Annotated in this window: 20 protein-coding genes; 12 read left to right on the top strand and 8 right to left on the bottom strand. The window is 49.0% G+C overall.

The window, feature by feature from the left end; all coding sequences use genetic code 11:
• Nucleotides 1-2: 2 nt before the first annotated feature.
• A complete protein-coding gene (locus LCM29_RS09815) occupies nt 3-1,022 on the bottom strand; it encodes an ion channel (RefSeq protein ID WP_224862386.1) in 1,020 nt (339 codons plus the stop codon).
• 106 nt (nt 1,023-1,128) lie between these two features.
• On the opposite strand from LCM29_RS09815, the gene LCM29_RS09820 reads away from it, so the two are divergent.
• The 5 genes from LCM29_RS09820 to LCM29_RS09840 all read left to right on the top strand — a co-directional run bounded on the left by LCM29_RS09820 (nt 1,129) and on the right by LCM29_RS09840 (nt 4,214).
• The gene (locus LCM29_RS09820) at nt 1,129-1,587 is read left to right on the top strand and encodes a hypothetical protein (protein WP_214694705.1); all 459 of its coding nucleotides are present in this window, start codon (nt 1,129-1,131) and stop codon (nt 1,585-1,587) included.
• Nucleotides 1,584-1,952, top strand: coding sequence for a hypothetical protein (locus tag LCM29_RS09825; RefSeq protein ID WP_012727458.1), 369 nt, complete (start codon nt 1,584-1,586; stop codon nt 1,950-1,952). Before LCM29_RS09820 ends, LCM29_RS09825 begins: the two co-directional genes overlap by 4 nt.
• The gene (locus LCM29_RS09830; RefSeq protein WP_224862388.1) at nt 1,949-3,178 is read left to right on the top strand and encodes a glutathionylspermidine synthase family protein; all 1,230 of its coding nucleotides are present in this window, start codon (nt 1,949-1,951) and stop codon (nt 3,176-3,178) included. Before LCM29_RS09825 ends, LCM29_RS09830 begins: the two co-directional genes overlap by 4 nt.
• The gene (locus LCM29_RS09835) at nt 3,175-3,588 is read left to right on the top strand and encodes a DUF350 domain-containing protein (protein WP_012727460.1); all 414 of its coding nucleotides are present in this window, start codon (nt 3,175-3,177) and stop codon (nt 3,586-3,588) included. Before LCM29_RS09830 ends, LCM29_RS09835 begins: the two co-directional genes overlap by 4 nt.
• Nucleotides 3,589-3,656: 68 nt before the next feature.
• Nucleotides 3,657-4,214 (top strand): hypothetical protein, encoded by a 558-nt coding sequence (locus tag LCM29_RS09840; RefSeq protein ID WP_224862390.1) that lies wholly within the window; start codon nt 3,657-3,659, stop codon nt 4,212-4,214.
• A 41-nt stretch (nt 4,215-4,255) separates the two neighbouring features.
• On the opposite strand, the gene LCM29_RS09845 is transcribed toward LCM29_RS09840, so the two are convergent.
• The gene (locus tag LCM29_RS09845) at nt 4,256-5,356 is read right to left on the bottom strand and encodes a globin domain-containing protein (RefSeq protein WP_224862392.1); all 1,101 of its coding nucleotides are present in this window, start codon (nt 5,354-5,356) and stop codon (nt 4,256-4,258) included.
• 186 nt (nt 5,357-5,542) lie between these two features.
• On the opposite strand from LCM29_RS09845, the gene LCM29_RS09850 reads away from it, so the two are divergent.
• Nucleotides 5,543-5,983, top strand: a complete 441-nt coding sequence (locus tag LCM29_RS09850; protein ID WP_224862394.1) for an RrF2 family transcriptional regulator — start codon at nt 5,543-5,545, stop codon at nt 5,981-5,983.
• Between the two features lie 22 nt (nt 5,984-6,005).
• Here LCM29_RS09850 and LCM29_RS09855 read toward each other — a convergent pair whose 3' ends face one another.
• On the bottom strand, nt 6,006-6,938 hold the full coding sequence (locus LCM29_RS09855; RefSeq protein ID WP_224862396.1) for a ring-cleaving dioxygenase: 933 nt from the start codon (nt 6,936-6,938) through the stop codon (nt 6,006-6,008).
• A 119-nt stretch (nt 6,939-7,057) separates the two neighbouring features.
• Between LCM29_RS09855 and LCM29_RS09860 the strand changes: the two genes are divergently transcribed.
• The 4 genes from LCM29_RS09860 (at nt 7,058) to LCM29_RS09875 (ending at nt 8,648) form a co-directional block, all read left to right on the top strand.
• A complete protein-coding gene (locus LCM29_RS09860) occupies nt 7,058-7,267 on the top strand; it encodes a helix-turn-helix transcriptional regulator (RefSeq protein ID WP_224862398.1) in 210 nt (69 codons plus the stop codon).
• Nucleotides 7,264-7,731 carry a hypothetical protein gene (locus tag LCM29_RS09865; RefSeq protein ID WP_224862399.1) on the top strand — a complete coding sequence of 156 codons (468 nt, stop codon included), beginning with the start codon at nt 7,264-7,266 and terminating at the stop codon, nt 7,729-7,731. Before LCM29_RS09860 ends, LCM29_RS09865 begins: the two co-directional genes overlap by 4 nt.
• An 87-nt stretch (nt 7,732-7,818) precedes the next feature.
• Nucleotides 7,819-8,151 (top strand): ArsR/SmtB family transcription factor, encoded by a 333-nt coding sequence (locus tag LCM29_RS09870; protein ID WP_224862400.1) that lies wholly within the window; start codon nt 7,819-7,821, stop codon nt 8,149-8,151.
• A complete protein-coding gene (locus tag LCM29_RS09875) occupies nt 8,148-8,648 on the top strand; it encodes an SRPBCC family protein (RefSeq protein ID WP_224862401.1) in 501 nt (166 codons plus the stop codon). The genes LCM29_RS09870 and LCM29_RS09875 overlap by 4 nt, the downstream gene beginning before the upstream one ends.
• A 43-nt stretch (nt 8,649-8,691) precedes the next feature.
• Here the strand turns inward: LCM29_RS09875 and LCM29_RS09880 are convergent, their stop codons facing one another.
• The 3 genes from LCM29_RS09880 to LCM29_RS09890 are packed head-to-tail and all read right to left on the bottom strand — an operon-like array spanning nt 8,692 to nt 11,280.
• Nucleotides 8,692-9,750 (bottom strand): threonine aldolase family protein, encoded by a 1,059-nt coding sequence (locus tag LCM29_RS09880; protein WP_224862402.1) that lies wholly within the window; start codon nt 9,748-9,750, stop codon nt 8,692-8,694.
• Nucleotides 9,751-9,805: 55 nt separating this feature from the next.
• Entirely contained in the window at nt 9,806-10,786 is a 981-nt protein-coding gene (locus LCM29_RS09885; RefSeq protein WP_224862403.1) for a zinc-binding dehydrogenase, read from the bottom strand.
• A 2-nt stretch (nt 10,787-10,788) separates the two neighbouring features.
• A complete protein-coding gene (locus LCM29_RS09890; protein ID WP_214786108.1) occupies nt 10,789-11,280 on the bottom strand; it encodes a lactoylglutathione lyase family protein in 492 nt (163 codons plus the stop codon).
• 118 nt (nt 11,281-11,398) lie between these two features.
• Between LCM29_RS09890 and LCM29_RS09895 the strand changes: the two genes are divergently transcribed.
• Nucleotides 11,399-11,707 carry a winged helix-turn-helix transcriptional regulator gene (locus LCM29_RS09895; RefSeq protein ID WP_031422089.1) on the top strand — a complete coding sequence of 103 codons (309 nt, stop codon included), beginning with the start codon at nt 11,399-11,401 and terminating at the stop codon, nt 11,705-11,707.
• Nucleotides 11,708-11,735: 28 nt separating this feature from the next.
• Here the strand turns inward: LCM29_RS09895 and LCM29_RS09900 are convergent, their stop codons facing one another.
• Nucleotides 11,736-12,116 (bottom strand): VOC family protein, encoded by a 381-nt coding sequence (locus tag LCM29_RS09900; RefSeq protein ID WP_214784925.1) that lies wholly within the window; start codon nt 12,114-12,116, stop codon nt 11,736-11,738.
• Between the two features lie 75 nt (nt 12,117-12,191).
• Between LCM29_RS09900 and LCM29_RS09905 the strand changes: the two genes are divergently transcribed.
• Nucleotides 12,192-12,674 carry a GNAT family N-acetyltransferase gene (locus tag LCM29_RS09905; protein ID WP_224862404.1) on the top strand — a complete coding sequence of 161 codons (483 nt, stop codon included), beginning with the start codon at nt 12,192-12,194 and terminating at the stop codon, nt 12,672-12,674.
• A gap of 15 nt (nt 12,675-12,689) precedes the next feature.
• On the opposite strand, the gene LCM29_RS09910 is transcribed toward LCM29_RS09905, so the two are convergent.
• A complete protein-coding gene (locus tag LCM29_RS09910) occupies nt 12,690-13,691 on the bottom strand; it encodes an ABC transporter permease (RefSeq protein ID WP_224862424.1) in 1,002 nt (333 codons plus the stop codon).
• Nucleotide 13,692 lies beyond the last annotated feature (1 nt).

Below are 13,692 nucleotides of genomic sequence, written 5' to 3' on the forward strand. Positions count from 1 at the left end.
CCTTATGATAATCGTTCAAATACATCGTCATGACAGACGACATAGAGCATGTCTGTGTCTTGTAGTGGCAAATCGAGCATCGTCGCCACATCTAATCGGTCATTGACCGCGATGAGTGTCACCCCTGATTCAAGTAAAGCCGTGTTCGCTTGCCGAACATTTTGCCACTCGACTTTTGGTTTCAACGCTTGGATGTTCCCGCCTGACTGTTTGCTTAACAATTGACGGAAAATCGCCGTCGTCCCTGGCTGTAACGTCGCTTTCGCCATTAGGAGGGAGACTGAGTCGTTCGCCAAAATAAAATCGTCGACGCGAACGTGTTTGAATTTCGAGATATTCCGCTCTTCACACACTTCAACGACCGTGTGCAAATCCACTTGATGTTCAGAGGACAGCGCCTCGACCGCTGAGGCGATCAAAAGCGATTTTCCATCGGCGAGTAATGTCTCCGTGATTCGCGCATCCGCAAAAATGGCGACGCGTCGTGCTTTCAGGACGTTCGCCTGCAATAAGACCGCTTCATCTGAGGCATCCCCTGAAACGAAGTGCACTTGATCGTGCACGTACGGCTCCTCGATCAACTGATCAATCAAGACGATTTCCGCTTTCGGTTCATAGTTGAGCACTTCATCAATTGCCTTTTTTGTCTTCGGGGACCACCCGATATACACATAATGTCTTTCTCCACGATACACTAGTCTTCCCTCCCGTTTTAACCGTTGAAACGTCGCGCCGATTTCAACTAATTTTCCAATCAACGCCCCGATAATCCCAATCCCGAATAGGAACAAGAAGATCCCGAGCCATCGCCCTGCCACGGAGGACGGATAAAAATCCCCATATCCAACGGTCGTCAACGTCGTCATCGTCCACCAGAACGAATCAAATAATGACCCGAACGTCTCAGGCTCTAACCAATAACCGAGCACGGTCCCTAGGACGATAATGCCAATCGAAGCTAGAACGACATTCAAAAATGATAATTTCGCTAACCCTTTCCACAAACGAAATAAGATATGCACTGTTTCCCCCTCCTTCTCTCTTATATACTAAACGTATCTACAAAAAGATTCACGAAACCATTTTGATTGTGATTCCGTATAAGAAGAAAAAAGGAAGGACTGACATATGAACTCAATCGTCTTAGAGTATCGTCTCTATAAAAATGAATTATCGTTCGAACCACTATATCATTACACGTCTCTCGGCTTAGATGAAGTGCTGGCCCGTCGCGAGTGTGAGTTTTTCGTCAAAGACGGCATGACCTATAAGCAACGCTCGTCCGCCCTAGAAGGCGATCAATACTTCTTGATTTACGTCGACCGTTACACAGAAGGACCGATGGACAAACACGAAACGAGCGAGATTAAAGTCGAGATCCGTACACTCGACGACCGATTTGACAACCCGCTGCTCGAAGCCTATTACGTCGACCGTCACCTCGATGCGCTCGCCATGCTCGGGAGCCAATACTTGTACGTGGCCGGCAAAGAGTATGAGCGGGATTCAGCGGAAACAGATGAAGATCGTGGTGTGTACGTCATCTATGTCACACCGACTGGTTATGAATTGGAGGAATCAACATGAAGACGAGCAAGAAAATTTTAAGCGGACTATCGGTCGCAGTCTTGACCACTTCCCTTGCCGCATGTGGTGGGGACGAATATGAAGAGGCGGCACTTCCGGAAGAACCGACCGGCTACGAATGTGATGATTGGGACTGGGATGACGAGACGGAGTCGTATTATTGCGATGACGACCGTTCTCCTCACTATGGCAGCTATTTCTTACTCGGTAGTCTATTCCGCTCAAAAAATGCATTGAAGAGCTCTTCGTCATATAAGACGTATAAAGCTAACGGTGGTGCGACCGGCGCCGTATCGAACGGTTCCAATTCAGGATCGTCAAAATCTGGACTCGGCAGCGGCTCTAAAGGTGGATTTGGCGGATGACGCGTGACGAACTTTATAGTCAAATCCCTTATTTTTGGCCCGATTTAAACGATGAAGAATATGCCTTATACGATTGTTTTGAGATGACCGCCTCGCAGGTTAACTCGATTCGAGAAGCGACCGAGGCGGTTGATTCGATTTTTCGGAAGACGAATCAATTGTTGCGTACGCTACCGGACGAGACGTTCCGACTACTCGGTTATCCTGAAGCGAGCCTGCCTTTTTTACGAGAGAAGGCGATTTCCCAGGAAACCATCATCGGTCGTTACGACTGGATCATGAAAGACGGTCAACTCAAATTGATGGAGTTCAATGCAGACACACCAACGTTTATTAAGGAACTGTTTGACGTGAACGGCGTGGTCGCTTCCGAGTTTGGTCTCCTCGATCCGAACAGGGAAGCCACCGCTCAACTGAAAACCGAACTGCGCAAGGCCATCGTCGCCGCATGGAAACGACTCGGACGAGAAGGTACACCTAAAATCGTCTTTACGGCACATGACGACAACATCGAAGACAAATGGACGGCGCGCTTTCTGCAAGAAACGCTCGACTTACCGTCTGAATTCGTACCGTTGCACGCCTTACTCGTCGACGAAGACGGTGTCTACACGCCATCGGGCGAACGAATCGACATCTTGTATCGTCAAACGTATCCAATCGAGCATCTCGTGGACGACCGAGCAGCAGACGGAGACTTGATCGGCATTCGGTTGCTCGAATTGAACCTACAAAAACATGTGTCGCTGCTCAACCCGCTCTCGGCATTCCTCATGCAGTCGAAAGGTGTCCAAGCCTTGATTTGGGAATTGTATGAGACCGAGACATTGTTCGATGAAGCCGAGCGCGACATCATCGGAACTTATTTTTTACCGACTTACTTAGAAGAGACACCGTTTCTCGGCGAATCGGATTACGTCAAAAAGCCAGCGTTCGGACGCGAAGGGGACTCCGTCATCTTGTACACGAAAGACGGCCAACCGTTTCACCGAGAAGCACTGCAAACGTATGCGGAAGAAACAGCCGTGTACCAACAGTTCATCGAACTTCCGACACGGATGACGACGACTGTCAAAGGTCGTGTCGAGACACATTATATGGTCGGATGTTTCTGTTTGAATGGACATCCGTCCGCACTCGGCGTCCGTGCCGGTAGCATGATCACGAACAACCAATCTTACTACTTAGCCGTTGGCACACCTACTCAAAAGGAGACAAACTCATGACTTTCATCACACTTGACTCAATTTTAAGCTTCCTCGCCCACCTCGGGACAGGATTCGGTCTCATTCTCGCTGGACTCATCATCTTCGCCCTGACGACCAAGTATTCGGAACGTAAGTTAATCAAAGAAGGCAACATGGCTGTCGCGTTGAAACTTTGGGGGAAAGCACTCGGACTCGCCATCGTCATCTATACGGTTTGGGCGAACAGCGTCAACTTACTCGATGCGTTCATCTGGGGGCTCGTCGGCATCGCTGCCCAAGTATTGGCGTTTTGGACGTTTGAATATATCCTCACACCTGGCGTGAACTTAGAAAAAGAAGTCGAGAACGGCAACATGGCCATCGGTTTCAGTTTATTCGCCGCATCACTCGTCGTCGGCATCATCGTCGCTGCGAGCTTGACGTACTAATTCAAACACCCCATGCACTCGCGCGAGCCATGGGGTGTTTCTATTTATAAAAAATTGGAGGAAGAACAATGTCTAAGCGAATCATCCTACTCACGATCGTCTCCGGTCTTATCATCGTCGCCATCGCTGTCGGTGTCGGACTGTACACATACACCAACATTCAGAACGGTAACTCATACGAGAATGCCGAAAAGGAAATGAATCGTTATATGACGATGAACGATTGGTATACGTTTGAAATTCATAACATGGAACAGTCCGTTCTCTCTTTTTACACAAATGAAGACCGCTCCGTCATCGGTCTAGCTGAGATTGATGTCGATACAGGGAACTTAGGGTCTGTCACGAAACAAACAGAGCCGAATCAGCCGTTTGATTTCGTCACTCTTCAAGTTGAAAACAAAGAGTACATCGGCGTCCATCTAAAAGAACGCCCGGAAGATGTCGTCTATTTACGGTTAAACGGTGACGATGTCTCAAAAGATTTTCTCGTCAACGATCCCGAAATTGAAAGCTACACCATGACCTATGTCATTGAAACAACACAACCGTCAGATGGTTCGTGGTCACTTGAAACGTTGGACGCCAACAAACAAGTCATACATTCAAGTGAACTCACGGAATAACTTATGTTGTGCATCAAGACGACTTTTTCTAGTCGTCTTTTTTAGTTGGTCGTGAGAACTCCAGACGGCCCGAAGAATTCATATCGTGCCTGAGGAATGACGCGAACGACCGTCTCCATCATCGCGTTCGGTCCACACGTATAGACATCATGACCTTCGACATCGAGTGCCTCTAGTTGCGTCGCACTCATACAACCCGATACGTCATCCACGTGTGTGATGAGTTTAAGCCCTTGATCCACAAGTTCATCAAGTTCGTCTCTGAGCGGACGAAGGTTCGCACTGCGAACCGCGTGCAACAATGTGACGGAACGCCCTTGACCAATTGCCGTCTTCGCCATATTGAAGAGTGGTGTAATGCCGATTCCTCCCGCGATGAGTGTGAGCGGACGATCAGACGTTTCAAGGATGAATTCACCCGCTGGTGCGCTTACCGGAATTTCGGTACCAATCGTCTGTTCATGGAGCCAGTCCGAAACGAGCCCTTCTTGTTTCGGCGCAATCCAGTACCCGTTTTCTGTCGTCTCGATAACGCTATATTGGCGGTGATGTAGGATGTCCTCTCCTGCGATTCGCGCTTGAACCGAGATATATTGTCCTGGGACGGCTGTACCGACGACCCCGTCTTTCGCAACGAGACGGAATCGCTTCACTTCCGGTGTGTCTTCAATGATTTCTTCGATGATGAACGATTTAAAGCCGACCCATGGCGCGTCATCATACATCTGTTTCTCGAGTGAGATGAAGACGTCGGCAATCACGCCATACGCTTTCGCCCATGCGTCGATGATGTCTGGTGTTGCAGCTTCTCCGAGGACGTCTTGAATCGCTCCAAGTAAGTTTTCACCGACAATCGGATAATGTTCTGGGCGGATATTCAAACTCTTATGTTTATGGAGTGCCGGTTGAATGGCAGGAAGAATCGCTTCGAGTCGGTCGATATGAATGGCAGCCGCATAGACCGCGTTCGCGAGTGCTTCTGGCTGGCGTCCTCGTTTTTGGTTCGTATGGTTGAAGAAGTGACGAACTTCTGGATTTTGTTCAAACATTCGTTGATAAAAATGCTTCGTAATCGTCACACCATGTTCTTTCAAAACAGGCGCCGTCGCTTTTACAATCTCAATCGTTTGTTGATCTAACATATGTTTATCCCCCTTTTGTTTCGTACACGTTCATTATGTGATTCAGGTCACTTTAAAGCAATATATTAAATACTTGTTTAAAACGAGTTTCACGATTCCGACTCATTTCTGCCACCATCCTTTCACATTTACGCGAATCGCACTTTTAGACGTTGTCTTGTACAATGGAAAAAGAGGTGATGATGGATGAGACTCACGCAAACGTGTGACTACGCACTCCGGACGTTAATGTATAGCGCCACGTTTTCACATCGGCTCGTCACGATTCAAGAAGTGGCGGACCAATACAACATCTCCAAAAACCATGTCATGAAAGTCGTATACGAGCTTGGCAAACATGGTTACTTGGAGTCGGTTCGTGGCCGTGGTGGCGGGTTCCGTCTCGCGCGCCCGATGGAAGACATCAACGTAGGCGAGGTCGTTCGGTCGATGGAACCGCTCGAGCTCGTGGAATGTTTCGGGGAAGGCCGATGTGTGATCGCACCGGCCTGTGACTTACGAAGTGTGTTGAATGAGGCCATGCTGGCATTCTTTCAAGTGCTCGACCGTTACACGATTGCCGATCTCGTCGCCAATCGAACGAATGAACTTGCCCTGCTCTTAGGCGTACAAAACCCGACAGACTGAAAAAAGTCCGTCGGGTTTTTGGTTACAGTGGTTTTAACTTTTCCTCAATTTCCGCTCGTCTCGACTCTAGAAACGGTGGCAAGGCGAGTCGTTCTCCGAGTGCTTCAACTGATTCATCCGTCGCGAATCCAGGTTCATCTGTCGCCAGTTCTACTAAGATACCACTCGGTTCACGGAAGTAGATCGACTGGAAATAATAGCGGTCAATGAGACCGGAGTGACTGATCCCATGTGCGTCAAGCTTCTCAATCCACTTCGCCATATCGTCTGTATCTTCCACTCGAATCGCCACATGATGCACACTTCCCCGCCCTGGTCGTTCCGATGGCAAATCCGGTCGATCGACGAGATGAATCTCTGTCGCCACGCCACCTTCTCCCGTCTCAAAGACACGCACGTCGTGACCATCCCGTTCAAACGTCGTCACATATCGATAACCGAGTATTTCAGTCAGCACTTGTGCCGTCTTGTCAATCCGCCGTACCGTCCACTCACTAAATCCGAGACCGAAAATGCCGACATCTGTAGGCACAGGACCCTTTTCCCAAGGTGTCCCGCTCCCACCTTCCACGAGACAGAGACGTTGCCCCTCATGATCTTCAAACGAAAGGGTTGCCCTTCCTAAAACCGACTCGATTTCTCCGTAAGATACATTGAATGTGTCAAAACGCTCCTGCCAGTACGCGAGCGCTCCATCCGGCACCCTGAGCGCTGTCCGGGAGATACTGTTTGACCCTCGATACGTCTGTCCGAGAAACGGTAACTCAAAGAACGTCAAATCAGTTCCAGGCGTCCCCTTCTCGTCTGCATAGAACAAGTGATACATCGATGGGTCATCCTGGTTGACCGTCTTTTTGACGAGCCGCATCCCTAGTATTTCCGTGTAGAATCGCAAGTTCTTTTTGGCATCCCCGGTCATCGCCGACACGTGATGTTGTCCTCCAATCGCTTTCATCCGCTATCTCCCCTTTCGACTATAACGTTATTGTATCACCTCCAACTAAGTAAAGTCTTCTTTACATTATGTAAAGTTTGTTTTACACTAGTGGTAGAAACTAGAAATGAGGTGGCACGATGCCATTAGTCAACCGCGTAAAAGAACTGCGTGCTCGGCACCAGTTAACCCAAGGCGACCTTGCCGAAAAGGTCGGTGTGACGAGACAGACGATCATCTCGCTCGAGAAAGGCAGCTACACGCCGTCACTCATGCTGGCGATGCACATCGCACGCGTTTTCGAGGAACCGGTCGAATCTATATTCACAATCGAGGAGGAATCACAATGAAACACGTCGTCGTTCAGTCTATTTCCAGCATCATCTTGTATATTCTTATGGCTTTTCTATTCAGCTCATTTCTATCTGATGTATCGAAGACCGTCATCGAGTCTGATCGCTTCTCAGTTGAATTCAATTTGCTTCCTTTACTTTTACTCGTTGTTTTTGGCATTGTTTGGACAGTCTATTCCTTTAACACACGCCCGAATAAGCAGTTAAGCTTCGCGCAATGGTCCGTCCGCATGACTGAATTCAGTGAAGTCGATGAACGTGAGCAAATCATCACAGCGAAAGCAACTAAAGCGGCATACGTCTCGTTCGGCATCTCTGTCCCTATTTTTATGGGGTCGTTCATGTTTTATCCGTTATTTGAAGACACACTTCCCGCATATCCGATCTATGCACTCGCTTCAACGCTCATCATCGCGACACTCGTCTATATGACGACTTGGATTCGCGGTTATCGACATTAAGGAATTCATTACGAATTCCTTTTTATATTCCTGTTTTAGAATATTCCACATGGGGAATATAAGAGAATAAGAGGACGGTGACGAAAGATGGAAGAGAAACTGGCTTCTTTGTTTCAAGCGTTAGCCGACCCGAATCGGTTACGGATGATTGAATTGTTACGAAAACAAGAGTGGACGGTCGGAATGATGGCAAATCAACTTGGAATCAGTCAACCGCAGACGTCGAAGCACTTGCGAATTTTATATGATGCAGGTCTTGTCACGGTAACGATTGATGCGAACCGGAGACGCTACGCGCTCAAGTCTCAAGCACTTGAACCGTTAGATGCTTGGCAGACCTATATCGCGCGGGAAACAGATCGTCTCAATCGATTGGAATCGTTTTTAGCGGAGTCACAACGAGAGGAGAATCAATCATGAGTACGGTCAAATCACATGTAGAGGGCACGACATTGATTATGGAACGTCTGTTCAAGGCACCACGGCAACTTATATTTGAAGCATTTTCGACACCCGCACATTTAGAAAAATGGTGGGGACCGGCTGGATGGGAGACGAAAGTATACAGCTTCGACTTCAAACCAGGTGGGATTTGGCACTACTGCATGACGTGTGTCGACAAAGAACAGGGTGACTTTTACGGCATGGAGTCATGGGGCAAATCGACCTTTATCGAAATTGACCCCTATTCCCGAATCGTCTATACGGATGCATTCTCAGATGCGGACGGACACGTCAATCCGGACTTACCTGTCATGACCATCACGAATGAGTTTCTCGATACATCGGAAGGCACGTTATTCATTAGCCGCTCCGAATTCCCGAATGAAGAAGCTCTCCAACAAGTCGTCGAGATGGGGGCTGTCGAAGGATTCACTTCCCAGCTCGATCGTCTTGAAGCGATTGTCAGCCAGTAAAAAACATGCACCGTTCCCGAAAAGGAATGGTGCATGTTTTGATTTATCTGAACTGTCGAAACAATACGTCAAGCTGTTCTGGTGTGATTTCCTCAAACGTATCCCCGATGCTGACCTCGGTTGAACAAAATCCTTCTTTTTCAACGAGATATCCCGTAATGCCCACCCCAGTTTTTTCTTGAATGCGCGCAATGTTCTCACTTAGTTCTTCCTTCTCCCCTTGAAAGTGGAGGTGGAACATATTTGTGACCGGGATGCGTGGCGTCGTCCAGACGCCGTCGAGTCCGTTGAATCGTGCTGCCAACTGTACGGCATGATCCCGATACTCGGCCATCTTATCTTTCCGCATCTCGTAATAATAATCTGAAGAAAGAATATACGGGTAAAGGCTAATCAAATCACCGCCGTAGCGTCGCTTCCACACCTTCGACGTGTCACAAAATGATTTCGGTCCAGCAAGGATGGCACCGGCAATCCCACCGATTCCTTTATAAAACGAGACGTACACGCTATCAAAAAGTGCACAGATTTCAGATGCTTCTTTTTCGTAATACGGTAGCGATTCGAACAGTCGTGCCCCGTCCAGATGCAGATAGATCCCTTTATCACGACAGTGTTCATGAATCGCCACAAGCTCCTCGAACGTCGGCAATTCCCCGCCGATTTCCCGTTGTGGAAGTTCGAGCAATAGACATGCGATGTCTGGCAACGCCTGAATCTCTTCGAGTGTCATCACCCGATTTTCGTCCCCAACTAAAATCGGTTCGATGTGATGTATCTCCTTCAAACCATCCTGCTCATGGATTTCAAGGTGGCAGAGCGGATGATACGCGACCGTGTTCTTCCCTGTTTCATCACACCAAATGCGTAACGCGATTTGTTGCGCCATCGTGCCACTCGGAAAGAATACCGCCGACTCTTTCCCAAGAACTTGTGCCATCTTCTCTTCAAACTGTCGAATCGTTTTCCCCTGTCCATACTGGTCACTCGGCTCATCGTCACGCACCTGTTCAAACGCACGTTTCAATACCCCGACTTCCCGTTTGCCGTGACCGCTCAACTGAACATCTGTCTGTCGATACGTGTCTATTAATCGCTCCATTCTTTCGCCTCCTCGACAAATAAACTCCCTGTCAGTATAACAGGGAGTTCTCTACTCAGTCGCGAATCCGGACGATGAGTTTACCGCGTACTTTCCGCGTTTGTAGTTTTTCGAGACCTTCTTTCAACTGGTCGAACGATAACACTTCTGTGACAAGGTCGTTCAGTTCACCTGCATCGAGCAAGCTCATCATCTCTTCGGCCATATACGCCAAGTTGCGAATCGCATGTTCGTCCTCGCTCGCATGTGCCGCTCCGAGTGCCACTTCATGAATCGAAGGGGATAACGTGAAGCCTTTCATGTTCGTCATATCTGGTGGCCCCGCGATATAGGCAAGGTGTCCGCTGAACGCGAGACGATCGAGGTCTGATGTCGCAACGTCGCGACCGACCGTGTTCAAAATCAAGTCGACACCACGTCCATCCGTTTCTTCCATGATCCGTGCCGTCACGTCCTCGACGTTATAATCAATCGCCACGTCTGCCCCGAGTGATTCTACCCACTCAAAATTCTCCGGAGATGCCGTCGTGAACACTTTTAATCCGAGGCGTTTTGCGAGCTGAATCGCAAAGCCACCGACACCGCCCGCTCCAGCGTGTACGAGAATCGTCTCCTTGTCTCGCGTGTTCAGCTTCTGCATGACCGCTTCATAAGCCGTCATTCCGGCACACAGAATCGAAGCCGCCGCCTCATCGCTCACCCCTTGTGGGACGACCGCACAGGCCCGGGCATCGACGACCGTATACTCGGCGAATCCTCCATATTTCGAAAGATCCGTATGAACGGCCACACGCGAACCCGTAATGATGTTGGCGATACTCGAACCGACCTCAACGACTTCTCCGACGAGGTCGACACCGAGAATATGTGGATACGCCCAGTTCGGGTTTCCGTTAGATCCGACTTTATAGTCGACCGGGTTTAAGGCGACCGCTTCGACACGAATCAACAGTTCTCCGGCTCCAGGTGTCGGACGCTCGATGTCTCCAATGTGCAGATGATCCAGACCGGGTTGGTCGAGTAGCCATGCTTTCATGTTTAATAAGCTCCTTCCGAATATGTGAGTTCGTATGAGTGTGAATAAATTTCAACGAGGTTACCGAATGGGTCTTCGCAGTACACCATGCGATACGGTTTCTCGCCTGGGTAGTATTCGCGAATCGGCATCCGTTGTTTCCCGCCATGGGCGACAATCTTCTCGACAAGCCCTTCGATGTCAGGATCTTGTACACAATAATGGAAAATCCCTGTCTTCCAAAACTCGAAATTGTCTTCTGGTGTCTCATTATTCGGGAACTCAAATAACTCGATTCCGATTCCGTCTCCTGTTGACATATGGGCGATACGGAATTTACCCCAGCCTGGTCCGAAGACGTCTGTACACATCACGCCGATTGGCGAATCATCTTCGACGACGTCTGATGGTGTCATGATGGTATACCATCCCATCACGTCCTCATAAAATTTTACGGCCTCTGTTACGTTCGGCACAGAAAGACCGATGTGTGAAAATGTTCTTGGATACGTCATGTTTCATCTACTCCTTTTTGTTTGCTCAATTTAGCGGATAACGATAAGATACTGTCATTGAAGTAAGAAAAAAAGTACGCACATTGAAGTAACTACCCGAAAGTGAGGCTCTTTGAACATGACCACATCGTTCCCCGTCAACCGTGCACTCGAGATTATCGGCGGCAAATGGCGCCCTCAAGTGTATTGTACGCTTCAAGATGGACCGCTCCGTTTTTCTGACATTCAACGGGCGATTCCTGACGTCAGCCGAAAAGTGTTGACCGATCAATTACGTGAACTCGAACAGCTGGGTATGGTTCGCCGTGTCGACTATTCGACCGAAAAGCACCTCCATGTCGAGTATTCATTGACTGAAGATGCGCTCGGCCTGCAGCCCGCCATGAATGCCCTTTGTTCATGGGGAGAGTGCCACGACAACAAATAATCCCGAGCCACATGGCCCGGGATTATTTTTATGAAGCGAACAAACTGATCAAATTCCCATCCGCATCGTACAGGATGGCGTAACGTTGTCCCCAAAACGCATCCCATGGGGCTTTGTGTGACGCATATCCTTGTTCAAGTACCTTGTCATATAATCGGTCGAGCGCCTCACGGCTTTCACATAAGAAGGCAAGCTCGATTCGATGCCCGTCTGCCTGTTTCCATTCCCCGTATACTGATTCGGCCACTTCTACCGTATCGAACGCGAGACGCACGCCTCCTTCGTCAATCTCTACATGCGCTTCCCCGTTCATCGCTTCTGGAATCTCAAACCCAAGCGCACGATAAAAGTCGAGCGACCGCTTCATATCCGTCACGACGATCCCGACCATGTCCAATTTGACTGCCATCACGTTCCCTCCCCTTGTTTTCATGATACGATTTGAGTGTAGCATGACCACTTCGATCAGAGACGAGGAATTTTTATGAGCCATACGTTTCATCCACTCACCCAAGAGCAAGCCGAACTGATTGCTTTCGAGTGGCGCTATGAAGGCGACTATGCGTTTTACAATATGGATGCCGACGAGGAAGACCTCGCCTTATTTTTAGATGCGGATGAACGGGGAGACACGACGTTCGCCATTCTTGAGGACGACGATCTCATCGGCTTTGTCACGTTGCAATTCGAGTCAGCAGAAACTGTTTCCATCGGTCTTGGCATGCGTCCTGATTTGACAGGAAGCGGCAACGGACATCGATTCCTCACTTCAATCCTTACTTGGATCGAGGCGACATATGGGACGCACACCATACGCCTTGCCGTCGCCACGTTCAACAAACGGGCCATCCGGTTATACGAGTCGCTCGGTTTCATCCCACAAGACACGTTCATGCAGGAGACGAACGGCGGGGTGTATCCGTTTCTCACAATGACGCGTGAACAAAGCGAACCCCCGAACACTTGATGTCCGGGGGTTTTGTCATGTCCGCTGTTTCTTTTGAATATACGAGAGACCGAGCGCTCCAATCAAAATCGTCCCTTTGACGATATCTTGCGCATAATACGGCACGTCCCACATCGTCAGTCCGTTCAAGAGAATTCCAATCAAAATAGCTCCAATTAATGTCCCGATGACGTTCGGGCGACCCGTTCCAAAGACGGCATAACCGATATAAGCAGCCGCAACGGCGTCCATCAAGAGGGGTGCTCCAGCCGATACCTGTCCTGTCCCAATCCGAGATGCGAGAATGATGCCGCCGATGGCCGCGAACAATCCACTGAGCACGTAGGCATACAACTTGATCCGATTCACGGCAATACCAGAGCGACGGGCCGCTTCGGCGTTCGACCCGACGTAATAAAATTCTCGCCCAGTCCGTGTGTAAGTCAAAAACAAGTGAGCCCCGATAAAGAACACCAACATAAGCAGGGCGACGAACGGAATCGGACCGATTGTTCCTTGACCGATAAATAAGAACGATGGGATGAAGCGTCCTGGCGCCGTCCCTCCTTCGATCGGCATATTGTCATAAATCGAGAATCCTTTCGTATACGTCAACTGAATCCCATTAATAACATACATAATGGCGAGTGTCGCTAGTAAATCCGGTAACCGGAATTTGATTGTGACGAGCGCGTTCAATAGTCCGACGAGAATCCCGAGAGCGAGCGGAATGAGCAGCGCGACGAGAAGCTCTTGCCGATGAAGGACAAGGCTTGACGCTGCCCCGATTGTCGCGAGACTCGCCGTCGATCCGACCGATAAGTCAAAACCTCCGACGATGAGTGAAAACGTGACGCCAAGAGCAAGTAACGACACGATTGACACCGATTTGATGATGTCACTAAAGTTTGCATACGTCAGAAATTGATCGTTCGTCACAGTAAAGACTGCGATCAACCCAAGGATTGCGAGTAATGTCCCGTATTGACCAATATGACTGCTGATTCGTTTTCGTTCTTTGACCACTAATTGTGCCATG

The organism is Exiguobacterium aestuarii, assembly GCF_020171655.1.
Classification (GTDB): domain Bacteria; phylum Bacillota; class Bacilli; order Exiguobacteriales; family Exiguobacteriaceae; genus Exiguobacterium; species Exiguobacterium aestuarii_A.